Source organism: Sorangiineae bacterium MSr12523, assembly GCA_037157775.1.
In the GTDB taxonomy this organism is placed as follows: Bacteria; Myxococcota_A; Polyangia; order Polyangiales; family Polyangiaceae; genus Pendulispora; species Pendulispora brunnea.
In genome coordinates, this window is record CP089982.1 from 12,600,766 (window position 1) to 12,623,062 (window position 22,297).

General features: G+C 63.6%; 24 protein-coding genes. 8 read left to right on the forward strand and 16 right to left on the reverse strand.

Translation table 11 applies throughout. The annotated features are described in order from the left end of the window. Positions 1 to 156: 156 nt before the first annotated feature. The 3 genes from LZC95_49945 to LZC95_49955 are packed head-to-tail and all read right to left on the reverse strand — an operon-like array spanning position 157 to position 1,021. On the reverse strand, positions 157 to 417 hold the full coding sequence (locus LZC95_49945; protein WXA94528.1) for a hypothetical protein: 261 nt from the start codon (positions 415 to 417) through the stop codon (positions 157 to 159). Between the two features lie 23 nt (positions 418 to 440). Further along, positions 441 to 839 carry a hypothetical protein gene (locus LZC95_49950; GenBank protein ID WXA94529.1) on the reverse strand — a complete coding sequence of 133 codons (399 nt, stop codon included), beginning with the start codon at positions 837 to 839 and terminating at the stop codon, positions 441 to 443. After that, positions 839 to 1,021 (reverse strand): hypothetical protein, encoded by a 183-nt coding sequence (locus LZC95_49955; GenBank protein ID WXA94530.1) that lies wholly within the window; start codon positions 1,019 to 1,021, stop codon positions 839 to 841. Before LZC95_49955 ends, LZC95_49950 begins: the two co-directional genes overlap by 1 nt. 189 nt (positions 1,022 to 1,210) lie before the next feature. On the opposite strand from LZC95_49955, the gene LZC95_49960 reads away from it, so the two are divergent. Genes LZC95_49960 through LZC95_49970 form a run of 3 tightly spaced genes read left to right on the forward strand, consistent with a single transcriptional unit; the run spans position 1,211 to position 3,196 of the window. Beyond that, positions 1,211 to 1,450 carry a hypothetical protein gene (locus tag LZC95_49960; protein ID WXA94531.1) on the forward strand — a complete coding sequence of 80 codons (240 nt, stop codon included), beginning with the start codon at positions 1,211 to 1,213 and terminating at the stop codon, positions 1,448 to 1,450. Positions 1,451 to 1,454: 4 nt separating this feature from the next. Then, positions 1,455 to 2,693 carry a hypothetical protein gene (locus LZC95_49965; protein WXA94532.1) on the forward strand — a complete coding sequence of 413 codons (1,239 nt, stop codon included), beginning with the start codon at positions 1,455 to 1,457 and terminating at the stop codon, positions 2,691 to 2,693. Beyond that, positions 2,690 to 3,196: a hypothetical protein gene (locus LZC95_49970; GenBank protein ID WXA94533.1), complete on the forward strand. Its 507-nt coding sequence runs from the start codon at positions 2,690 to 2,692 to the stop codon at positions 3,194 to 3,196. Before LZC95_49965 ends, LZC95_49970 begins: the two co-directional genes overlap by 4 nt. Positions 3,197 to 3,268: 72 nt before the next feature. On the opposite strand, the gene LZC95_49975 is transcribed toward LZC95_49970, so the two are convergent. Next, entirely contained in the window at positions 3,269 to 3,685 is a 417-nt protein-coding gene (locus LZC95_49975) for a hypothetical protein (GenBank protein ID WXA94534.1), read from the reverse strand. A 632-nt stretch (positions 3,686 to 4,317) separates the two neighbouring features. Continuing rightward, the gene (locus LZC95_49980; protein WXA94535.1) at positions 4,318 to 4,500 is read right to left on the reverse strand and encodes a hypothetical protein; all 183 of its coding nucleotides are present in this window, start codon (positions 4,498 to 4,500) and stop codon (positions 4,318 to 4,320) included. A gap of 139 nt (positions 4,501 to 4,639) precedes the next feature. On the opposite strand from LZC95_49980, the gene LZC95_49985 reads away from it, so the two are divergent. Beyond that, positions 4,640 to 4,873: a hypothetical protein gene (locus LZC95_49985; GenBank protein ID WXA94536.1), complete on the forward strand. Its 234-nt coding sequence runs from the start codon at positions 4,640 to 4,642 to the stop codon at positions 4,871 to 4,873. 11 nt (positions 4,874 to 4,884) lie between these two features. Here LZC95_49985 and LZC95_49990 read toward each other — a convergent pair whose 3' ends face one another. The 11 genes from LZC95_49990 to LZC95_50040 all read right to left on the reverse strand — a co-directional run bounded on the left by LZC95_49990 (position 4,885) and on the right by LZC95_50040 (position 17,707). Continuing rightward, complete coding sequence (locus LZC95_49990) at positions 4,885 to 5,355, reverse strand: hypothetical protein (protein ID WXA94537.1); 471 nt, start codon at positions 5,353 to 5,355, stop codon at positions 4,885 to 4,887. Beyond that, entirely contained in the window at positions 5,345 to 6,895 is a 1,551-nt protein-coding gene (locus LZC95_49995; GenBank protein ID WXA94538.1) for a recombinase family protein, read from the reverse strand. Before LZC95_49995 ends, LZC95_49990 begins: the two co-directional genes overlap by 11 nt. After that, positions 6,855 to 7,211: a recombinase family protein gene (locus LZC95_50000; GenBank protein WXA94539.1), complete on the reverse strand. Its 357-nt coding sequence runs from the start codon at positions 7,209 to 7,211 to the stop codon at positions 6,855 to 6,857. The genes LZC95_49995 and LZC95_50000 overlap by 41 nt, the downstream gene beginning before the upstream one ends. Further along, positions 7,208 to 7,708 (reverse strand): DUF2924 domain-containing protein, encoded by a 501-nt coding sequence (locus LZC95_50005; protein WXA94540.1) that lies wholly within the window; start codon positions 7,706 to 7,708, stop codon positions 7,208 to 7,210. The genes LZC95_50000 and LZC95_50005 overlap by 4 nt, the downstream gene beginning before the upstream one ends. A 326-nt stretch (positions 7,709 to 8,034) precedes the next feature. Beyond that, positions 8,035 to 11,181 (reverse strand): hypothetical protein, encoded by a 3,147-nt coding sequence (locus LZC95_50010; GenBank protein WXA94541.1) that lies wholly within the window; start codon positions 11,179 to 11,181, stop codon positions 8,035 to 8,037. Next, the gene (locus LZC95_50015; GenBank protein ID WXA94542.1) at positions 11,178 to 12,587 is read right to left on the reverse strand and encodes a DEAD/DEAH box helicase; all 1,410 of its coding nucleotides are present in this window, start codon (positions 12,585 to 12,587) and stop codon (positions 11,178 to 11,180) included. Before LZC95_50015 ends, LZC95_50010 begins: the two co-directional genes overlap by 4 nt. Beyond that, on the reverse strand, positions 12,571 to 14,520 hold the full coding sequence (locus tag LZC95_50020; GenBank protein ID WXA94543.1) for an ATP-dependent DNA helicase: 1,950 nt from the start codon (positions 14,518 to 14,520) through the stop codon (positions 12,571 to 12,573). Before LZC95_50020 ends, LZC95_50015 begins: the two co-directional genes overlap by 17 nt. 22 nt (positions 14,521 to 14,542) lie before the next feature. Then, positions 14,543 to 15,235: a hypothetical protein gene (locus LZC95_50025; GenBank protein WXA94544.1), complete on the reverse strand. Its 693-nt coding sequence runs from the start codon at positions 15,233 to 15,235 to the stop codon at positions 14,543 to 14,545. A 3-nt stretch (positions 15,236 to 15,238) separates the two neighbouring features. Next, on the reverse strand, positions 15,239 to 15,430 hold the full coding sequence (locus LZC95_50030; protein ID WXA94545.1) for a hypothetical protein: 192 nt from the start codon (positions 15,428 to 15,430) through the stop codon (positions 15,239 to 15,241). Between the two features lie 72 nt (positions 15,431 to 15,502). Beyond that, positions 15,503 to 16,252, reverse strand: coding sequence for a hypothetical protein (locus LZC95_50035; protein WXA94546.1), 750 nt, complete (start codon positions 16,250 to 16,252; stop codon positions 15,503 to 15,505). Positions 16,253 to 16,963: 711 nt separating this feature from the next. Then, positions 16,964 to 17,707: a hypothetical protein gene (locus LZC95_50040; protein ID WXA94547.1), complete on the reverse strand. Its 744-nt coding sequence runs from the start codon at positions 17,705 to 17,707 to the stop codon at positions 16,964 to 16,966. Positions 17,708 to 18,920: 1,213 nt separating this feature from the next. Between LZC95_50040 and LZC95_50045 the strand changes: the two genes are divergently transcribed. The 4 genes from LZC95_50045 to LZC95_50060 all read left to right on the forward strand — a co-directional run bounded on the left by LZC95_50045 (position 18,921) and on the right by LZC95_50060 (position 22,170). Then, a complete protein-coding gene (locus tag LZC95_50045) occupies positions 18,921 to 19,505 on the forward strand; it encodes a hypothetical protein (protein ID WXA94548.1) in 585 nt (194 codons plus the stop codon). A 93-nt stretch (positions 19,506 to 19,598) separates the two neighbouring features. Next, on the forward strand, positions 19,599 to 20,210 hold the full coding sequence (locus LZC95_50050) for a hypothetical protein (protein ID WXA94549.1): 612 nt from the start codon (positions 19,599 to 19,601) through the stop codon (positions 20,208 to 20,210). Continuing rightward, a complete protein-coding gene (locus LZC95_50055) occupies positions 20,207 to 21,379 on the forward strand; it encodes a PD-(D/E)XK nuclease family protein (GenBank protein ID WXA94550.1) in 1,173 nt (390 codons plus the stop codon). The genes LZC95_50050 and LZC95_50055 overlap by 4 nt, the downstream gene beginning before the upstream one ends. Then, positions 21,379 to 22,170 carry a 3'-5' exonuclease gene (locus tag LZC95_50060; protein WXA94551.1) on the forward strand — a complete coding sequence of 264 codons (792 nt, stop codon included), beginning with the start codon at positions 21,379 to 21,381 and terminating at the stop codon, positions 22,168 to 22,170. The genes LZC95_50055 and LZC95_50060 overlap by 1 nt, the downstream gene beginning before the upstream one ends. Positions 22,171 to 22,297: the final 127 nt, after the last annotated feature.

A 22,297-nucleotide genomic window follows, 5' to 3' on the forward strand; every position in this document is an offset into this window, starting at 1 on the left:
GGTGCGAGTCCTCTGCTTTCCGCTTCACGGAAGTTGAATCGCGAATGGTCGCGAGCCCGGCCGCTACCCGGTGCGTGCTCTTCGGGGCATGGTGTTCGAGTCACCCGACTTCCGCTTCTTGATTGGTGGCCAAGTTTTTTTGGACGCGGTGCGAATTCAGAACTCGATCTCCTCGCCGTGAAAAATGTCGGTATGCCGATCCAGCTCGGCGTACAAGTCGGCGTCAGCGCGAAGTGCCGCGAGCACCACCGACTCGCCGTCCGGCAATCGCTCGGTCTTACCGTCCACTTCAAAATAGAACGGGGCGAGGTCAGTTCGAGACACGACAAATCGAGCCCCGTGACGCTCGGCGAACTCGGACACGCGCCGCTCCAAATCCGCGGACACGCGGCCGAAACCGACTCCAAATTTGTCCATCACGGGTCTCCTTCTGCTGCGACTTATCGGTGATTCTTGAGCCGTCGCGCCCCGTGGTCATCGGGCGCGGGGACGCAGACCTGGTAGATCCAGAGATCGCGCCCTCGCCATAGCCGGAGAAAAACACGCATCCAGCTCTCGTGCAGGCCGCGATTCCGGACGGCGGTCTGCAAGGCATCGCCGAGCCGTTGAACAGGGGCCGGGCACTTCTCCAGATAGACCGGGGTGCCGGCCGGGCGCGGAACGTCCTGCCACTCGGACTCGGATTTCCGTGGCACGACGACGACGATCGCCAAGTCGTTGTCGCTGTTGATCGCCACCTGGAGGCGCCATCCCTGCCTTTTCGCGATGCACTCGTGCGCTGCCGCCGCATCGCGGATCGCGTGCACGGCAACGTCCATGGCGAGACCAAGACCAGCCATCAGCAGTCGCCCAATTTGGCCTTCGAGCCGTTGACGAGCACCCGCGGCACCCGGATGACCAAGTCGTACGATTCGTCGTAGACCTCGACGCGCATTCTCTCGGTACCGAGCTCGCGCTCGGCCTCCGCGATGCGATTTGCGACGCGCTCCAGCAGCGCCGGCCAGTGCTTCCGATCGAGCATACCCATGGACCTAACTGATCGTTCGTTCAGGATCAAATCCATCGCGCAAAATCGCACCTTCCCCGGGCATTTTGGCCAGAATTATTGATCGGCTTGCCTTGTATTTCCGTACCCTTCGCCCCGGAAGGGGGTCGATTCAGGGTTCGCTCTTCCCGCAACGTCCCAGCGAGCGAGACCGATAGATGGATCGTGACCCCTCGCCAACTCGAACTCGTCAAGGCGCTCATGGACGCCGCCGGTCGTACGGTGGAAAGCAAGGGCGGCGAACTCGAAGCGCTCAGCCGCGCGTTGCTCCATTGCCGCTGGAACCATCTCGATCTCGACCCCAAAACCGCTGCAGCCGGGGAAAACGCGGCGGGTCGCGTGCGCCGCGAAGTCGATGAAGGCGAGAGCGACCTTGCCGGCGGCGACGCCGCGGTGATGGAGTAACGTCGTGGCCACCGAGCGCAGGTTTCCCCGTGAACGATTTCGACGTGTCCTCGAACGGATCCTGGGTCGGCTCGACGCAGAGCAAACGTACCGAGCTACTTGGCGCGACGACTTCTTCCGAGATGAGCGTTCATCCACCTTCCGAGTAAAAGCACTGTACGTTGCCGGCTCGTGGGCGCGCGGAGCCCCGGACTGTGGAGACCTCGACCTCCTCCTTTCGATCGACGCCGGGCCGCCTCATGGCCACGATATTCCTAAGTCCCAAATATCTCGCCTCGTAACCGGGAGCCCCGCGTACGTTCAGGTCCACACCGGGACGCCCGAGGACAACTCTTCCCACGTCGAATTCCCGGAAGCGCAGCTCCTTTGGAGCGTCGACGACCGAGACTGGCAATCAAAGCTCGACGCTATCAAGGTTGACCCAAACGCCGGGCGGTTTTCGCGAAAATACGACGCGTTGCCGATGCGGCCAGGACAGCTACGAACAACGTTTGAAGTCCTTGACGAAGTCGTTGAGCAGCTCGATCGGGGCATCATTGCTTCAGAGTGGGTTCCAATCGGTGCAATTCAACCCAAACCAGATACTTGGGATGAGGAGACGGAAAAGTGGCACCGATGGCTTTCGATCGAAGGCGGAAAGCAGGCGCGCAAGGTTGGCGACTTCGTCCTTCAATACCTGTTCGCAACATGTCCGAGTGAAATTGATCTTGGCTACAGCAGCAACCCCCTCGACTTTCGATATGGTGGATTTTACGTCACCATGGGCCGGCCATACCTCGACATCGATGTACTCAATAACGTCAACGCTACGGCCGTGGTGTTGGCTCCTTACATTACAACGCGGGGCCCAAATGGCATCTGGATCCTTCGCCGGGGCGCGCAGCACCCATTTCAGGCCCTGTTCGAACGCGTCCGCTGCTGCGTGGCTTCCGAATGCGGCAAGATCACATTCACCAAAACGGGAAGTGGCTTCCGGAATTGGCAAGAGGCCAACCTCTTCACCTCCGAGAAAAAGCTACGCAGGTACATGAAGGACTTCCGGTACCGGCCCGAAGACTACGAGGTCGTCTGGTTAGAGGGGCTCGCCATCATCGAAGCCGTGGGGCATGCAGGCGCGCTTTTGATCGACGACAAAGAACGAATCCCGCTCTCTCGATACGCAAAGGATGATGACGACGACGAGCCGGTCATCGAGGGGATGACCGCGGTGGCGTCGATCTTCCGTCGCAGACTCTCTACTTGATCGCGGCGCATAACAATCGAACTGCGTTCGAGCTATCTGACACTTTGTTGCTTGACGCCCGCGCACATATGGATAGTTTCGCGCCCATGAGTAACCTCAAGAATGAAATCAATAGGCTCGCAGAAACCTTCGCCCAGGGCGTGCTCGCTGCCATCCGCGGCGCGTCGCTCGACGAGATCTCCGGCGGCGGCGACGGCCGTGCACGCTCAAGCTCCGCCAAGGCCCCGGAGGCGGCCCGTGGTCGCGGCAGCTCGGCGCCGAAAGCGCCGGGAGCGAAGCGTGGTGGCCGCCTTCACCGTCGCTCGGAGGAGGAACTGGGGGCGATCGGCGACAACATCATTGCGCTTCTGAAGAATCATCCCGAGGGCCTTCGAGCGGAGCAGATCCGGGCGGAATTGAACCTCGACGCGAAGGAGCTGCCGCGTCCCATCAAGGACCTGCTTGCCGCGAAGAAGCTCAAGACGAAGGGGCAAAAGCGAGCCACTACGTACTTCGCGAAGTGACCGCCCACGAGCCCGCGGCGCGCGGGTTGCGGTTGTCGGAAGCCGCCCCTCGCGGCGCCGCTGACGCAGGGCCTACTTCTTCGCCGTGACCCGCGGCGCCCGATACATGAGCGTCCCGCTTTCCGTGACGTGCCCGAGCTCCTTGATCGTGAAGGTCTGCTCGGGCATGCCGAAGGACTCGGCTACGACCGTGGCGCCAATCGCGAGCTTCTTCGCGGCAGCGACGTACCAACCTTCGCTGTAGCGGGTCGCGTCGAGAATCTCCACCCCCTCGATGGTCATCGCCGTCGTGCGATAAAGGCGCATTCCATCCATGTCGACATCGTGAAGGTCCTCCTCGATGCGGAACAGCCGCTCGGAGAGGCCGTAGCACTTGCCCCTCACCACGCTACCAATTTCAAGCTCCTCGGCGGAACAGACGCACCACCCTTTGTAGTGGCGGATCGCTTTGAAGACCTTCGCGGAGTTGGTTTTCGTACCGGCGTTCATGCCTGGTTGTAATTGCAATTGCTGCTCCAGCGATATCGCCGACGGGCACGCTTCCGAGCGACCGAAATCCGTCGATCTTTACGAGTCCGCGCGCACGAGACCTGTTCACGAAACCCAACGTGACCGAGGACCCTGATTCCAGAATCATATCAAATGCCGGCCAAAACGCGCAGTTGCGAAAAGGTATGATGGCAACATCATAGCAAATGTGCCGTCAAATTCACGATTCGCCGTCAAGCCCCTGATTCATGAATCATAGTCAGCGGCCGTGAACGAGGGGCCAGGCCATGCCCATAACCGACCAGAGCGTGGCCGGCCCCCATGTTCCAGTGTTCATCCGGGCGGATCGAGCCGCAAGACACGAACTTCGAACTCGGCGCCGTCGAAACGCACAATCATCATTCTATCACCCGGCCGTGAGTCACAGAAGCGGCAGTCTGCGTAGAATTCGGTCGATGCGTGAGACATGTGAAGCGCTACCGCGCGCGCCTTGATTGCTTCCGCCACGAATTCTTGCATTTCCGGAACGCCACCAGGTGGCGGTGTCGGCGCCCTGAGACCATGGAACGACGTTACGCCGGGGGGCGTCGCGTCTTCCGAGTTCGGGCGCGCATCACGTAATTTGGGCATGTTTAGGCTTCTCCGTTCGAGTCGTCGTCTTCGCGTTCTTTCCAGTGCCTGCCGGCAAGGATTCCCGTTCGGAAGGCTTCGTGAAGGGCTTCGCGCAGTCTCCCGAGCGGCACCTGCACCACGTCGTCGTCGCGCAGGCGAGCCAGGTCGATGCCGAGGCTATCCTTCAGAATTGAATTGGTCACAATCGGTCCGCCGGGATGATTGTGGGGCGTATCTTATTCTTGGTCATGCCGTTATGCCAATGCGAAGTTCAAGCCATTCTCAGCGTCGCGTAATGCGTGCTCAATCGAGCTGGAACAGAATCCGCATGACCGTTCGAGCATGAACATCGACACCACGGCCGTCCGATCCGTTATGCAGGGCCTCGTTCGCGATTGCGTCGATTGGCGCTGCCTCGAGGTCAACTACACACTCCTCGCGGAGAATGCGGCCGCCGAGTTGGAACTCTACGAGGACGATCCCGACGAAAGCATCCCCGAGGAGGTTTTCGAACTCGCGCTCGAGGTCGGAGAGGCGTTCGAGCGCGAGCTTCGTAGCGCGCCGCCCCACCGCTAGGGCCGATGCTGCTACGGCGGGGAGGCGCTCCGCCCCCGCCGAGCACCCGCGCTTCCCCGGGTGTAGACCTCGGCCTGGAACGCGGGCTGCGCGCCCCCGGCGCCGATCGGCAACGGTCGCCGGGGTAGCTGCCGGATACGCTTTCGTTGCTCTTCCCACGAGAGGAGGCGGGCGATGTCGATTAACGTCTCCGCGCTGACCCAATCGCGGCCCTTCTCCGGCTTGGTTGAAAACAGGACCTCTTCTTGAATGTCCGGGGCCAGAAAAACCAACATCATGATCTGGCTGATTCTCGCCGTGGTGAATCCGGCCACGGTGGCCATATGCGTTCGGTCGGCGACGACGTTCGTGTCGATCAGGTCGTCCATCTCGTGCGCGAGCACGAGCAACTCCGCCGCTCGGAGCAGCCCGCGGCAGGCAGGCGGCTTCTCCTCGACGGGGGCCGAAAGCGGCGCTTCGATGATGATAGGATTACGCGGCATTGGATACTTCCCCTGGGTCTACAAGTTCGATGCGAAGCGAGTCCTGGGCTACGACGACCCTCGTGATGAGGGCGCGCACCAAGCGCTCTCGATTTTCGGCGTTCATGTGGCCCCATAGCCGGTCGAAGTCCTTGATGACGGTGCCAACCCAGTCGGCGTCGGCGCGGGCTTCAGAGAGCCGGTCCAAGCCCTCGGAAACGGCCTCGAGCCTCGTCTGGGAAGCGTCCGCATGCCGCGCCAGCTCTTCGATCCGTTCGACGATGACGACGCGGGCCGCTTCGCCGACGGAACCCAACGAATCGATCAGGTCTCGGGTCTGACTACGAAGGCGCGCGATCTCCGCTGGCAGGAGCAGCGATTCCCGCGTTAGGCGCTCGCGCTCGGCGACCAGGCGCTCGCCGACCGCCGTTGTCAGCTCGCGGACGATGTCGGCGTTGTGTACCGACGCGCGCAGCTGCTCGACGACGAGTTGCTCGACGTCGGGCGCGGAGACCGGCTTGCGCGCGCACGCGCGCCCCCCTTGGTGGTCGCGGCGTATGCACCGGTAGTAGCGGTATTCGCGCCCCCCTTTGTGCGCCGTGGCCGGCGACATGGCGGCTTCGCAAAGGCCGCACCGAAGGAGACCCCGCAGAAGGTACCCACCTTGCGCCGAGCGCACGGAGCCGCGGTTGCCGCCGAGTCGCGCTTGCACCCGTGCAAAGGTCTCGGCGGGCACGATGGCTTCGTGGATCCCGTCGAAGAGTTCGTCGCCGTGCGGGATCTTGCCCAGGTACACCGTATTTCGAAGGACGCGCAGGACGTTGGCCACGGTCCACGCCTTGGCTCCCCCGAGCTGGCCGTCCTTCTTCGTGTACGCCTTCGGTGCGCGTCCCCGCGCGTTCAAGTCCTCGATGATTCGGAGGAGCGAGCCGTGGCGCAGGTAGCTCTCGTAAATCTCCAGCACGGTGGCCGCCTCGAAGACGTTCACGTGGAGTCGCCGTTCGCGCAGATCGTAGCCAAGCGGAGGCGGTCCCCCCGTCCACCGGCCGTGTCTGCGCGCACCGTAGATTTTGTCCTTCGTCCTCTCGCTATCGATTTCTCGCTCATATTGGGCGAACGACATGAGCATATTCAAAGTCAGCCGCCCCATCGCCGAGCCGGAGTCGAAATTCTGAGTGATAATCACAAAATCAATACCGAGTTCCTTGAAGCGCGCCATCACGTTGAGGAAGTCGCGGAGGCTTCTGGAGAACCGGTCGATCTTGTACACGACGACGACGTCGACTTTGCCCGCCTCGACATCCGCCAGCAGACGTTGATACGCGGGCCTCGCCTCGCTGCCGGCGCTGTAGGCCGGGTCCTCGTACGGCAAATCGGGCGTGACCAGCGTCCATCCCTGCCTCCGCACGTGTGCCTCGCACATCTCGCGCTGATTCTGCAGCGTTGTAAATTCGATATCGAGACGGTGTCGAGTGGACTTTCGCGTGTAGATGGCCGCCCGCTTCGGGGCTCTTACCCCTTCAGCGACGCTCGCCGCTCGAACCTTCGCGGTCTTGGCCACGCACATTCTCCGCGGGAATGGACTCCGAGCCGTCCGTCACCTCGTCCACGAGGACCCACCCCTTGCGAAGGATGTACTCTCGGCAAAGATCGTGTTGTTCCTCGACGGAAAGCGACCCGGTCTCGGACGTTCGCTTTTTCGCGTAAACCGCGACGCGCGGCTTCGTAGACGCTTGCTCGGCTGTCGCCTTGGCCTCGAGGTGGGCGAGGTAGCGCTCGAGCAGGTCATTGAACCGAGAGAGTTGCTCGACGAGGCCCGGCAACGTTTTGTGCACAAGACGACTGCCGGCTTCCGTTCGGAGATAGTCGAACGTCATGCTGACTCCTTCTTCTTGTCGGCCGTCAGATTAAAAAAGCGGCGACCGTTCCAGTGCGTACCCGTGATTTTTCTCGCGACCGCCGAGAGGCTCGCGTACCGCACCCCCTCGTATTCGAAGTCGAACTCCCCAACTTGGACCTGATGGACCTTGCCGCCGTGCTCGCGCTGAAGGAGCGTCCCGGGCGGAAGGCGCCCGCTGCCACCGTCGCGCGACGCACTCGGCACCGCGTGATGAATCGGTACCGTCCCAATGAGCTCCCCAATGCGTTCCTTCGCTCGCACGGAGAGACTGCCGCCCGCCTTTTCCTGCAGCCGGTAGCCGATCTTTCGGATCAGGTGCGGCTTGTTGCGCGACGTCGCATCGTGTCCAAATACGACTCGGTACTGCACCTGCAACTGGGCGACCGTCATGGTCTGAAGATCATCCAATTGACGCTGAATGGATTCGATCACCTTGCGCGCCGGCACATCGCGCGCCTGTACGTCAGCGGCCATCGCCTATACGGCTCCTTTCACCCCGGCGTTGGCCGCGGGCTCCGTGCATAAACACTCTGTCTCCAAGCGAAGACAAGCCGAATTCGTCTCTGGCTTCGTAGAGACGTATTCGATTGTCCATTCCTGAGTATCGATGATGATCATGGCGACGATGCTCTCCGCCAATACGTCGAGGAGCTTCGAGCGCACGCTACCGGCGGCTCGTTCGTGAGCTTCGTGATGTTCGGTCTTCACATCACTTAAAAGCGCATCGAGACATCAAACTATTTAGGAAAAATGAACGCGGCTCAAAAGAAGTGCTTCTCTCGAGCCCGCGGCACCGCTTGCTACGACATCGAGCTCCAATGCGACATGAAGCCCTCGTTCTCGCGCGTGAACGCTCCGTCGGCGATGAAGTCGGCGCGCGCAGGGTCGATCAGTACGGCGCGGCGGCGGTCGGCCTTGCCCGAGAAGCGCACGCGCTCGTTCGCGGCGACCACGTAGCCGCCCTGCTGCTTGTTCTCGAGGACGAGGCGGCGCAGCGCACGGAGGTCGACCATTTCCCCCTCGTACGAGATGCGATTGCAGTGCGCGCGAAACGCGTCGTAGCAAGTCTCGAGATGCAGCGCGAGCCGGTCGTCGGCGAACGCGTAGTGCACCGAAGGTCGCAATTCGCCTTGGGCGGCCATGACACTGAGCATCTCCAGAAAATGGTCGAGCGCCGTTCGCACGGCATTCCCAGTCTCGAGCACGTCCTCGAGCACCGCGTCGACGGCGGCCTGCACGTCAAGCTCGGACGGAAGCGCAATTTCCAGAGACCGAGCGAACTCTTCGAACAGATGGATGCCCAAGAGCATGGCGCGGATGTTGTCCGCGACCCGAAGGGGCACCTTCCGATCGCGCAACAAGGTCTTGGCCGCCGCGGCGGCGATCTCGAGGTCAGCGCCGTAGTCCCGAGAGAGGCAAAACTGGATGTACCGCGGAGCAAAAAGTCTCAGGTCGAGCGCGCGGAGTTCCGCCATTGCCGTCCGATAGCGAGGCTCTGCGTCGAGGGCGGTCTTGTCCGGCACGGCGGTCACCATGCGCTCGAGGAGCGCGGCTTCGCTCGGGCGCGCCTCACCCGCAAGGCAAAGCGGCGCGGCAAGATGGTAGGTGTTCACGCGCAGGTCTTGTCGCCCGCGCTCCTCGACCTCACCGCGGTAAAGGCGCCTCATGTACCGGTGCAGCGCGTGCAGCCGATTTCGCGCCATGTCGTGCGGCTTGTATTCGTCGATCACGACGGGGACGGAGCACGTCGCGGTCAGCAACTTCAAGAGGGCGAACTCGGTCTCCGTGGCGGAATAGGCTTCGCCCTCCACACCGAAGAGCGGCCACATGACGTTGGTGCAAATCGTCGACTTGCCCGAGCCGGGCGATCCCCAGACGACGAGCAGCGGGAAGCTGCCCACCCGCTCGAGCAGGTACGGTTTCGCCGGTGTCGCGAACCACCAGCCAATGATCGGCAACACGACGGCGGGGCGGTTCAGCGATGGCAGATGCTCGAAGACCGCGCTGGCGATGCTCATGAAGTCGTCGTCCAGCGTAGCGCGATACGCAATCCTCTTGTGCAGCGACCCACCGTTCGACACATACGTGACGGATGGGGCGTCGACGAAGCCGGTTTCGTCGATCACGCACTCAGCGCCAACCCAAAGCCGCTTTTCGTCTTCGACGTGCTCGCCGAGCATGGCCACGCCTTTGCGGCGCGGAACGTCTCGCGCCGCGAGCAGGCGGAGCAGACCCTGCACGTTGTTGTCCGTGCCGACCCACTGCAAGTCCGCGGACGACAGGTTCCGGATCAGATCGCGCTTGGAGTGAAATGCGGACAGCGGAAGCTTCAGTGGGATCGTCGCGCCCCGATCCGTGATCGCATTGCCGCAGATGTATTCCGTGTCCTCCGTGACGATTCGCAACGTGGGGGAGATCACGAAGGACGAGATCGCGCGCATCTCGCCATCGGTCGCAACGAGGTAGCAAGATACGTCCTCGTGGATCTCGCCGTCGATCGGAAGGCCCTGGCCCGCGGCGGGCACCGGCTCTCGCGCCGCCGGTGCTCCGGCCGCCGACGTAGCCTTCTGGAGCGCCTGCGCAAGTGCCTTACGCAGATCGCGTTGCTGCAAATGGAAGCGCTTGGAGATCTGCCCCAAGTACGCCCCGTGTACCTGCGGCGGCCGATGAGCAATTGCGTCGAAGATGGGCGCCAGGCGGTACTCGAGGTCGAGCGGCGCGGTGTCGGCCGGCACGGCCTCGATTGCCGCCTCGACGTTGAAGACGACGTCGTACACCTCGCACCGCGCCGAAGGCTCGTGATTCACACGGCAATAGCCCACGCGCTGGAGCGCATGACACGGCGGCGCGATGCTTCCGTCCGCGCGCGCGCCGGCAACGATCTTCTCGTACGCGTGCCGCACGTACTTGGCGCCGTCTCTCCCATCGAGCTTGCCCAATCCCCGGCGGTCGTACTCGAGGACAAGCTCGGTGATGTCCTCGAGGGGCAGACCCCGGTGCGCGAAGAACATCACCATGTTCCAGATCGCGGCGCTGCGATCCTGCAGGCCGCGATCCCAAAGCCGCTGCACCGGCGAGCACATCTCGACCGGGTGCGGCCAGTCGATCGTGCCGTCCGCGGTACGCTTTACACGCAGCGAGCTTGCCGGCGTCGAAGGCTCGGTGCCGACGACGGGCAGCGAGACGCGCGGCCTGGCTACCGGCGGATCCGCGCGAGCCGGCGCATGTTGCGTAACGCGCTCGGCGAGCTTGGGATCCACGATGCGCTCGAAGCTGCCGCGCGCGCTGCTTGTGCGGTGCGGACGGTCGCCTGCGCCGTCGCCTTTCCGAGCGGCTGTCCCGATCACCTTGATGATCCGGGGCAGGTCGTGGATTGAATCGACGGTCACCCGCGTGGTCTGAAAGCGGCGACGCAGCTCCGCCTCGAATGCCTTCAGCCCGGCCTGAATCTGCTCTCGTCGCGGCTCGTCGCGAACGTCGAGGGGTGGGAGAGCGAACCAAAGCTGCGCGCCGTTTCCCGAACGCATGAAACGCGGGCGAACGAGTCCCTCGGACTCGCACCAGAGCGCCGCGCGCTCGGCCGCTTCCACCGCAAGCCCGAGCTCCTCGTCGGTGCTCGCGGTATGCTTCGGACGTACCGGATCGAGGTCGATGACCGCGCCGGTGACGATTTCGATGTCCCGCGCGTTGGCACCGGTCCTCAGAGGACGGATCTCGTTCGGCGCGCGCGCGAGCAGGCGGCGAGGACGAGGCTGGATCCCGACGTAGACGTTGGCCGTAGCGTTGATCTCGGTGCAGTGAGCGACAAAGGCGTCGGCGTCGTCGAAAAAACCGATTCCGGCGACCCCTCCCTCGGGACGAATCGCTCGGACCTCCGAGACGCCGTGCTCCGCGTGGGCGAGCCAATCCCACGTCGCTCGAATGTCTACTGGATTTGCGCTCGTCATGCCGCGATAACGCTCCTCTGCCGCGCGAGCTCGGGAGCCGGGGTGCCCAACACCGCGGCGTACATCTGCCGTCGCTCGAGGTAGTACTTGCGCAGAAGCGGCACGCGGCTATCGACGACGTCGTACAAGACCTTTTCGCTCACGGCCGGGTGTGGCCGCATCAAGCGACCGAGCCGCTGGTTGTTTCGCCCCTCGGCGCGAACGGGGCTCGCGAGCATGACGCGGGCGAGCCGCGGCAAGTCCAAACCTTCGTCAGCGAGACTCGTCGCGATCAAAACTTGAAGCTCGCCCGTGCGGGCCGCTTCCAGCATGGCCTTCCTCTTCTTGCGGGGGACGCGGCTCGTCATGGCCTGCGCCCGCAGACCGAGCCCGCAAAGCGCGCGCTCGAGCGCCTCGCAGTGCCAAACGAAGCCCGAGAGCACAAGGGAGGTGTGGCCCGAGGCTGCATCCGGGGCAATGGTCTCGACGATTTGGCGATTGCGCGCTTCGTCGCGTGCGAGCGCGTCGAGCATGGCGGGGCGGTCGGAGGCATCCTTGTAGGGGAACTCGAAGCTCGTCTCGAGAGCCACGATTCGCGGGACCCGAAGGACTCCGGCGCCGATCAATTGCTCATGGGTCACGGTGACCAGAGCCGGCCCGAAGAAAAACTCCAGAAGCGGCCCGAGTCCATCTGGGCGCTCCGGCGTGGCGGTCAGGCCAAGACGGTAGCGCGCAGGTGCGCGCCCAACAATGGCGCGGAACGTGGCCGATGGCGTGTGATGCGCTTCGTCCGTGATCACGAGGCCGAACCTCCGCAAAAAGGCATCGACGCGCTCCGGTGCCCAGCGCACGAGCGTCTGGATCACGGCGACCGTGACGGGACCAACATGCTCCTCGCCACCCCCGACGAGGCCCGCCTCGAGGCCGAGCAGGTCGCGGACTCCATCGAGCCATTGCTCGGCGAGGTCGATCGAATGAACCAAGATGAGGGAGGGCGTTCGAAGACGCGCGATCGCGCCAATGGCGCTTCGCGTCTTGCCGCCCCCGCAGGGCATGATCCAGTGCCCTTGCGTCACCTTCGAGAGCGTCGCGACGGCGGCAGCCTGGTAGTCCCGCAGCGGTACGTCGCAAAGCAAATCGAGCGACTCGGCGGGGAACAATCGCTCGTCCTCGCATCGAACGACGATCCCCTCCTCGTGTGCGGCTTCGCGAAGGAGCTGAATCGCACCGCGAGGAAGGCGCAGCTGGGTCCCGTTCTCTTCGTAGAAGAACAACCTCTCGAGCGCATCGCCGGGGTGTTTGCCCATGCGCACGCGTTGCGTATACACCGGATTCGGAAAAGACAGTCCCGCGCGCAGGCGCTCGAGGAGCCGCACGGAGAGCTCGCGCTTGTCGAGCTGAATGGCCGAGTCAACTCGCGCGCGCATACGCTTCCTTCTTTCCGAGGGAGTGCTCGATATCGAACAGGTGAATGGGAATGTCCGCGATGGACCTGGTCAGCGGCAGGGGCGGCAAATGGGCCAGAAGCGCTTTCCCGTAGCGGGTCTCGCGCAGGCGCCGATCGCACACAACGATGACGCCGTAGTCGTCCTTGGTTCGGAGGAGCCGGCCCATGCCCTGCTTCAGCGCGGTCTCGACACGGGGCAGAAGGTGGTTCTCGAAGGCGTTTGGATCGCCTTCGCAGAGGGCTGCGATCACGGGATTGTCCGGTGGAGGAAATGGCAACTTGTCGATCACAACGGCGGTCAGCGCCGGTCCTGGAACGTCGACCCCGGCCCAGAACGATTCGGCCCCGAGCAGCACGGATGACGTGTCTTCGCGGAAAATCCTCAGCAGCTCGCCTCGTGGAAGGTCGCCCTGCCGAAGGACGCGGTATGCGCAATCGCGCAGGTGCTGATGCACGTGATTGAGCACGCGGTAGGAGGTGAAGAGTCCGAGCGTTCGGCCTTCACAAAGCGCGATGGCCTGGTCGAAGATCGCGGAGGCCGCATCCGGGAAGTCAGGTGTCCGTGGGTCGGGTGCGTCGTCGGGGATGACGAGGAGAGCGCGAGAGGAGTCGAATGGTGACGGTGCCACCAGCTCGAGGGCCCCGTCGGGGAGGCCCACCTCGCGCTGGAGGAAGTCGAACGAGCCACGCGTAGCCAGGGTCGCCGACACCAGCGACACGGATTCGCATGGGTCGAAGAGCTGCCGGTGGAGCAGCCGGTCCACGCGCACGGGGCGCGCCTCGAGCACGGCCCGCGCCTTCGAGTCGACGTCGATCCAGTAAACTTTTTCGGCGTCGACCTGCTGGAGCCCTTCGCGAATGCGATCCCCCGCGAGCTCGGCGAGACGGGCAACCCGGCGCGCCGTCGCCCGCGTGTTGGCCGCGAGGTTGTCCTCCCGATCGACGTGCGCGGCGGCGGCCACGACACGCCCGATGCACTCTTGTAGCGCGTCGTCGGCTATCAAGCCTGGGTGTCGAAGTCGCCCGCCGCGAGGCACATCGGGATGCGTTGCGAAGCGCTCGAAGAGCCCCCGAGCTTCCAGCCGCAGCTCACCGGCGAGCCGTTTGAAGCCGAGCTCCGCGACGGAACTTGCAATTCGCCCCAACGACGCCTCGGAGACCGAGTACCCGAAGAAGCTCCTTGCAATGTCCGCCGCGGCGTGTGCCTCGTCGAGGACGAGGAAATCGAACGCCGGCAGCAGCAAGTCTTGCCCGGTGTCGCGCCGTAGAGCCAAATGGGCGAAGAGCAGGTGATAGTTCGTTACGACGATGTCGCTGGCGTTCGCGACGCGCTTCGCGCGCTCGGAGAAGCACTCGCCGCGATACGCGCAGGTTTCGCCTTTGCATTCGTCCGCCGTAATCGCGAACTTCGACCAAACGTTGTGCGCAGGCACAATCGGCAGCTCGGAGACGTCCCCCGTTTTCGTCGTGCGAAACCATGCACGCACGGTGTCGATTTGGTCTTGAAGGTCGTACATGCCGCGCAGCTCCCCGCGGACGTCCGAGTCCGCGACGCGCGCGTGGCACGCGTAGTTGTTGCGACCTTTCAAGAGGCTGAACGAGAATTTCCACGGAAGGACCTCTGCAAGGCGCGGCAGGTCCTGGGTGACCAGCTGCTCCTGCAGCGCGACGTTGGCCGTCGCGACGACCACCCGCTTTCCTCGGTGGTGCGCGTGATGGATGGCCGGCACGCAGTACGCCCGCGACTTTCCCGTGCCGCACGGCGCTTCGGCAGCCGCATGCCGCCCCTCCCGCATGGCTTGATCCACCAAGCGGGAGAGCGCAATTTGCCCTTCGCGGGCTTCGTAGTTCGCAGATCGCGACTGCAGGAGCCCGCCCGGCCCGAACACGTCGGATAGGTAATCGTTGCTCATGGCTGGCTCCTCGCGCTCGTGCTCAGGCGAACGGGTCGACTTCGTCAGCTTGTGGCGGCGGGGGCGCCAACTCTGCGAACAGCTGCTTCAAGCGGACCTGCGCGCGCGGAAAATCCGCAGGAGCGAGGTCCTTCACCCGCTGGATACCGAAGTGGGCCAGGAAGGCGTCCAGCATCGATCGCGGCAGCTTTCGCAGGTCGTCGGCCATCGCCTGCACCACCTTGGGGTCTAGCGCCTTTGGCTCGTCGACCGCCCGAGCGGGTGCCTTGCCGCCGCTATTCGAAGCGGCAGCCTCCTCCTCCTTTTTCTTCAGATCGAGCAACGGGATCGCGGCAAAGATCCGCTGCTCCTCTTCGGTGAGGGGTTGGCGCTCGGGCATGATCGTGTACTTGGTGTCGAGCGAGGTGCCCGAGCGCTGCAGCTCGAACGGGTACTGGAGCCCATATTTCTGGCGCCATACGCAAATGTCTTTGAAGACCGTTGGACTGGCCTCGAAGATCTTCGCCGTCCGCGAGGAATACAGAACGACGTTCAGCGCAATCCGCAGGGTCGGCTCTTTCGAATCTTTGAAGTAGGTGTCGTGCGCGTAGGGATCACCCCGGAAAACGACGACGGCTTTCTCCCCGTCGGCCAACCGCAAGAATACGCCGCCTTCTTGCTCGCGGCGTTTGACCAGGGCCTCCGTCTGCTCCCAGATGCTGCTATTCTCGTTCATCGCTCAGAGCTCCTCGTTCGTGGTGTGCTCGCGCCGGTAGACGATGAACAGCGGCGTCCCGTCGGAGGCGTTGCCGGCCTCCTCGAACAAGAATTCAACGCCAGCCTCGAGCACCTGCTCCAGCTCCCAGCGTTGATACAATCCCGGCAGGCGGACGTGTTCGCCGCCCGCAACGGGGGTCGTTGCGGTCTTCATCACCCGGCTCCTTGAGTGAGGGACCAATCCCGATCCCTCACTCTCTAAAAGCGGGTCGAGCGACGAGAAAATTTAGGATTTCTTCGAGAAATATTTTCGCGCCGCTTCGAGCGCCCGCTTGTAGCGAAGGTGAGCACCCGCATGCGAAATGCCGAGTCGCAGTGCGGCCTCGTGCTGCCGCTCGCCCAGAACCGCGATCGAGATCAGCAGCGCCGCATCTTCGCCGCACACGGCGCGCAGACGGGCCGCGAGCGCTTGGGCGTCGTCCTCTTCGGGGCCAGGCGTGCCGGCGATGCGAGCCAGGGCTTCGTCTTCATCTTCTCCGTGCGCAAGATCTTGCAGGTAGTCGATGATTTGCGCGCGTTTGCGCTGCGTCTTCTCCTTCTGCACGACGCGGCGGCGCGTGTTCATCACGAGGGTCACGGCCACCAGGGTATCGCTCGTGACCTGGAGTTCGCGCACGGCGTAGGTGAACGCCGCGCCGATGAGGGACGCGAGCTCGTCGGGCTCGTGTACATAGCGTTGAAGATGGCGGTACTGGGCATCGAGCCCCGACCAGAGCGCCAGCCAAAGGAGCGTGCTGGCCAGATCTTGTTGTTCCGCGTTGGCCGGGAATTGCACCATCACGACGAGAGCCGCCAGGAGGCGGTTTTTCTCGTCACTCGGAGCTCCCTTGGAGAGAAGGGCGATCAGGGCGCGCGCGGTGGCGAAGGCGCGCAGCGGCTCGTGCTGGCGCTGCGCAGTCAGAAAGCGCAGGTGAAACGCGCGGGTGCGAATGGACGTATCGAGGCTTTTATGGAGGCTCTCCCAGGCGGTGGACATGACGATGGGCTTTCTCGGCGACGAGCGCCGAAGGGAAACGTCGAAAACAAAGCTTCGCCATCGCTGCACGGTGGTCGGGGTACCGCCGATGGCGTTGCAAAAAAACGGAGCGTTGCGCGGCGTTGCCGTGCACGACTTCGAGCGCTCTGCCGCGCACGAAGGGGTGTGAAGAAAGTCGAATCAGCTCGATAGCCGCATGGCGAGTTCGAGCTCGTTCGGGCGCGCGGAGAGACGCACCACGGAGACGAGGCTGCACCGCCGATCCGAAGTATGGGAAGGGCCCACCGCTCGTTTTCTTCGAGCGCAGCAGTGGGAGCCCTTCGCGGACTGCCTGGGACACGCCACCACGCGTGATTCCTGCGAGAACGCACCGTCAAGGGCACGATCCCGAGCGCCATCCCCCCTCGCGCAAGCGAGCTCGCTCGTTGCCGTGAAAACCTCCGGCAAATTTGCCGGAGGTTTTCCGCCCCCGCAATCGAAGCCCCCGCGCTCGTCCTCGTGCGCCGCCAATCGCACGAGAGGAGGTCCTAGATCAAGGGGGATGATGATGACGCATTTCGGTGCGACACCACGACCAGAATAAGAAATGCCTAAGCCGATTCATCGTGCTCCTGAGTGCCCATTTCGCACGTTGCGATGCGATCATCGCAACGTCCCGTGCACATCATAAGAAGCGTCTGACGGAGCGTTTTACGACACGAAATTTTCACGTCATAGATGCAACCAGGGAAGCGCGCCGCACCGATAGCGGAGTAACGATCGTTTTCCGCCGATAGTCGAATGACGGTTCAGTGCACATCCGTATTTCATCGCCGCAGGAGCCTCGACGGAGGACCCGCGCCGGTCGCCGAGCGCCGCAATTGCCTCGCGTCGAACGTTCTGCACCTTCGGGTCCAGATCGATCTCCGGCGCGAGCCCCGCCGCGTCATCAAGTTCGTCGAGGCAGTCCTGCCACTCATGCCGCGCGCACCGCGCGAACGCATCGTCGCGCTCCCGCACGGCGCGGTCACGGACGATCGGATCGCGCTCCGGGAGCGCGTCGAATCGGCGATCTCCACGGTCATCTGCCCGGAAAGCAATTGCGCAAAGGAGGACGAAGGTAGCGACGATGCCCGTCGCTACGAGTTTGCGTTGCTGCGCGTCACGTTCCTGCCGGAAGGCCCGTCGCAAGCGGCTGATTCGCTGAACGACGACCTTCACCGAGAGGCCGGCGTCTGCGGCGATGAAAGAGAGCGACTCGCCGCGCATCTCGCGCCAGATCCACTCCAGGGTTTGTCGCGCCTCGCGGCCCCGCGCCGTGCGTTGCGCCCACTCGCGCAGATCCTCGACGCTTGCAACATCGTCGGTGGACACCCGGCTGGGGATCTCCAGGATCTCGCGCACGCGCGCCGCGGGAACAAGGAGGGCGCGCCATCGTCGCGCTCGGCGGTGATAGTCCGCCACGTTGTTCATCATGATCTTCCAGATCCAGCTACGCGCGGAGCTTGGGCCATCCGGCGACGATGGCGGCGGCGACGCGACGGCCTCGGCAAATACGGATTGGACGATATCCTCGGCGTCCTCGCGTCCCACCTGGGTTCGAACGTAGTGGACGAGTCGCGCCCGGAAGTCGGGCGAGGCCCACTGCGCGGTAAGCTCGGACGCCGTCAGCGTCTTGGGCAGTGGCCAGGAGGATGGCGGAGCGTCGCTTCGCTCGGGCGGTGGTGCAGATAGATCCATGGCGATCGTTCTATCGACCGCTGTTGTTGCGATGTTTCGTCCTTCGTGCGAGAGCTGAAGAAAGTTGGGCGGGGCGTCTCCAACCCATCTGGTCCCCAATGGCCAGGACGAAAGAACATCGTAGCGGCGACGCGAAAAAGTTGGAAAAAAGATTGCACCGAAAGCCGGGTGACCGCGTCTTAGCGCGTCGCCCCGCGAGCCCCTCGGTTCCCTAGAGGGAACTTCGTTTCGGCGAGGCGCGTGCGTGCCCCGGCATCCGGCGCGTTTCGTCGCGTGGGTCATCCGGCGCGTATGCGGGCTCTCTCCGCCGCTGACACTCGCGGGGCGCCGGATTCGGGGAACGGCCACCTCCACACGGCGAGGCGCAGCACGGCAAACCCGGATTCGGGGAACGGCCACCTCCACACGGTGAACTGGGCGCTTCACGCACCGCGGTCGCGCGCGCTGCCGCACTTGCCGCTCAACGGCGCTCGGAGACGCGCAACCGAACGCTCGCTCTTCCCCCCCCGCGTCCTCCGAAGAAGCGAGACACAGGGCACGCCGTCGTCGACCTGGCCGCCGGGGACAGGCGTGGACAGTCCATGGACAGGTCGCTGACCAAGCTAAGTATCTAGAATTTCATCTGAATCTTATATTGGGACAGATGGACAGTATTTGTTAATCTAGATCTATTAGCGCGCGAGATTTTTTTTGTGGGGGAAGGGGCGCACGTCGAGAGGACGAAAAAAAATTCTCTACGTACTCCGTGCTCTAATTCGCAAACCCCTGTCCAGCTGTCCACGGCGGGCTAACAGCGCGATTCACAAGGCATATCCCGGGACACCGTGCTGTCCGTGGCCGGCCCACGCGGACGAGTGCTGGCCATAAGGATCACCCGTGAAGGCGAGCACATGTAGTTTTTTCAACTTCGGCCTAAATACTTTGGTGAGTCGACCCGCTTTTACTCGGTATGAGCACCCTATCCGAACCCGAGAACGAAGCGCTCGTTCAGTCCGCCGATGGTCTCGATGTAACGCTCGCCTGCCAGCGCGCGCACGGTGAGCTTGTCCGTGGCGGCTACCTATCTCGTGATGCAGCGAACCGGTTTACGCGCATGTTGTTCAAGGAGATCGCTAAGGGGCGACGCCTCCGATCGCTCAGCATCCGACTACTTCAGGAGATCTTCGCCGGCTGTGACGATGGCCGACTTCCCGACGGGCGATGCTTCGTTGCCCACGGGCCGACAACGATCGCCGTCCGTGTTCCAGAATGCGTTCGAGAACTCGCGAAAACGCGACGGTTCGAGCTACCCGATGAGGAAAAGCTGCTGCCCCTCTTGCAGTTCGCGCGCGCCTGCTGGCCGGCGGTCGTCATCGAGGTTTCGGGTCGCGCGATGTTTCGAGGCACGCGCCATCGTGCGGTCATTTGCGCGATCGACCAGATCGAAAGGTACATGGGGTACAGACCGGTGAAGCACCTGGTGGTCAGTGAGGCTGGTAGCGACCCGACGCATACCGCTCGGCGGGCGGCGACGTCGCAGGATTCAGAAATCTGAAGAGCCCCCAAAATAGTCCTAAATTTTTTGGAGCCTCGATGCGCTTTTCCATAGTGACGGCTCGATTCGCGAGCCGCGCAACCGGAAACGCCGATGGCACTTCGCGACCTCGCTCAAGCTGCGTACGCTCGCCCCGACGGGATCACGTGCCCCAAGTACGTACGCCTCGGCGAGAGCAAGCGGTGCGCGCACTACGTCGCAAACGGCTCCTGCGCGCTTCCGGACGAGTTCATGTGCAGCGAGTGGCTCAAGTCGAACGGCCACGCGTCCGCGCGAGCTGCTGAACCGCGCTCGCTTCCCGTTGTCGACGCCTCCGCGGCGACGCCTCCGGCCTCCGTAGAACGAGATCTGTTCGGCAATCCCGTCGTCCGAGCCCCCGTGGCGTTGACCGCGTCACCTCCGGCATCGCCATCGCGGCTTCGTGCCGACGTCCCCGCGGTCGACTTCGAGCTGCTGCGCGGTCTGAGCGACGCGGATCTCGCAAGCTTCCGCGCGAACGGGCTGGAGGTGTGCATTCAGTCGGACGCGTTCGGGGAGATCTGGTTGGTGCCCGAGTACACGGGCGCTGAGCGGAAGGAAATCACCCCAGAAAGCGCGGCGACGATCCTTCGCGTACTCGCGGTTTTCCCGGGCTCCTGCGTCACCGCCTTCATCAAGGCACAACCCAAGGCTGTCGCTCCGCGAAAGGAACCCGCCGCGCCATGAGCATGCGCAACTCGCACCTGTCGTTCAGCCGGCTCTCCCGGCTGGAGACGTGCCCCTTGTCGTACTTCCTTCACTACGTCGAGAAGCGCTCCGCCGAGCCCGGGGTGCCTCTCCGCTTCGGCAAGGCCATGCACGCGACGCTCGAGTGCCTCGAGAAGGAGCACATCGCTGACGAGCGCGTCGCGCCATTCTCCTGGAAGCGCGCGGTCGAGCTCTTTCGCGACGCCTGGAACGCGGAGGGCCTTAGCGGGATCGATCTGTTCAACGAAGGACTGCGCATCCTGCGTCTCTTCATCTCCGACTCCGGCTCCGTCGACCACCGAAGCATCCTCGGTGTGGAAACCGAGTTCCACGTTCCCGTCGGGCCGTTCGACGTGCTCGGGTTCATCGATCGCATCGATCACGTCGACGACGAAACGGTCGAGATCATCGACTTCAAGACGAACTTCCAGCTGTTCACACGCGAATACGTCGATTCGAGCCTTCAACTATCCCTCTACGAAATCGCCATCCGGCGCCTGCTGCCGTGGGTGAAGAACGTAAAGCTGACGTTCTGGATGCTGCGGCATGGGCTCCGCGTGCACACCGCCCGGACGCCGCAGCAACTCGACGATGCGCTCAAGTACATCGAGACCCTCGGGCTTCAGGCCGAGCACGCCCAGGATTTTCCTCCGCGGCTGAATCCGAACTGTGTCTATTGCGACCACAAGAAGGACTGCCCTGCCTACGCGCAGGCCCTCGAGGGGCGGCGCGATTTCATCGCCGAGGACCTGGCTGATCTTGATGCCGTCGCTCGAGAGCGGGAGGACGTCGCGCAGAAGGCGAAGATTCTCTACGCGCGCAAGGAAGAATTGGACAACGTTCTGAAGGCGCAACTCGAGCAAAAGAACGAGTTGCTCGCGGGCGGCATGCGCTACGCCATGACGCGGAACGCGACGCTCGAATACCCACTCGAGCCAACGCTTACCGTGCTCGCGAAGGCGACCGGCCGCTCGCGCGACGACCTGCACGAAAAGCTCGCCGCGGTGGACAAGAAGCAGCTCGATTCCGTGCTGAAGAGCGCCGCGCGGAAGATGGACCGGCCACACCTCGCGATGGTGAAGGCCGAGCTCGAGGCACACGCACGCAAGAGTTACACGCCCCGACTGTGGGCAAAGGAGATCACCTAATGTTCATTCTGGAATTCGAATCGTTGTTGCGGCGCCCGGGCATCCCCCCGCTCACATTCATCGACCTGAAGACGACGGGCCCCGATCCGGAGGCACATGAAATTGTCGAAATCGGGTTGATACGGGTGGACCCGAAGACGCTCGAAGTCCAAGCCGAGTTCGAAGCGCTTGTTGCGCCGCAGCGGCTCGAGGTGGCGGACCCCGATGCACTCGGAGCTTGCGGATTTGCGCCGAGCGCATGGGCGAAGGCGCGGTCCCTTCGAGAAGTGTTGGCTGCCGTGTTCGCGTGGATCGACGGCGCCGTCGTCGCGGGGCACCATGTGGCGTTCGACTGGGCATTTCTCGAGCAGGCGTTTCGTCGCCTTGGGCTCGCACGGTTGCGCGCGGACCACCCTCGTATCGACACGGTCAGCCTCGTGTGGCCGCTGCTCGCTGCCGGAAAGGTGGACTCGCTCGGCCTCCACGTCGTTGCCGAACATCTCAGGATTGACCGCCCGCGTCCGTATCGCGCGCTGGCGGATGCCCGATGCGCCTTGGAGATCGCCCGGCGTCTCCGCACGCAAATCGATGTCGGTGCGCGCATCGACAAGCTCGTGGCCGACGAGAAGAAGATCGTGAACACCCTGGTCGATCGCATGATCGCGGGGCAGAAGGAATACGGGCCGTGGCACGTGGACGACGGGCGAAACAACCCGCGCGAAGCGCTGCTCGAGGTAGTCGATGCGCTCAACTACGTGGGTGCGGAGCTGGTTCGCCAGGACAAGGCGCAAAGCGTCGAGGCTCGCCCTTGATGGCCTCACGCGCTCATTCGCGGTCCGCGCGGCGTGCACCGGCGCGTCGGCGTACACCTCGGGCGTCGACGCGTCCGAACGGAACTCGGTCACGGGAAAAGGGCGCGCAATTCGACCGCGCCATGGT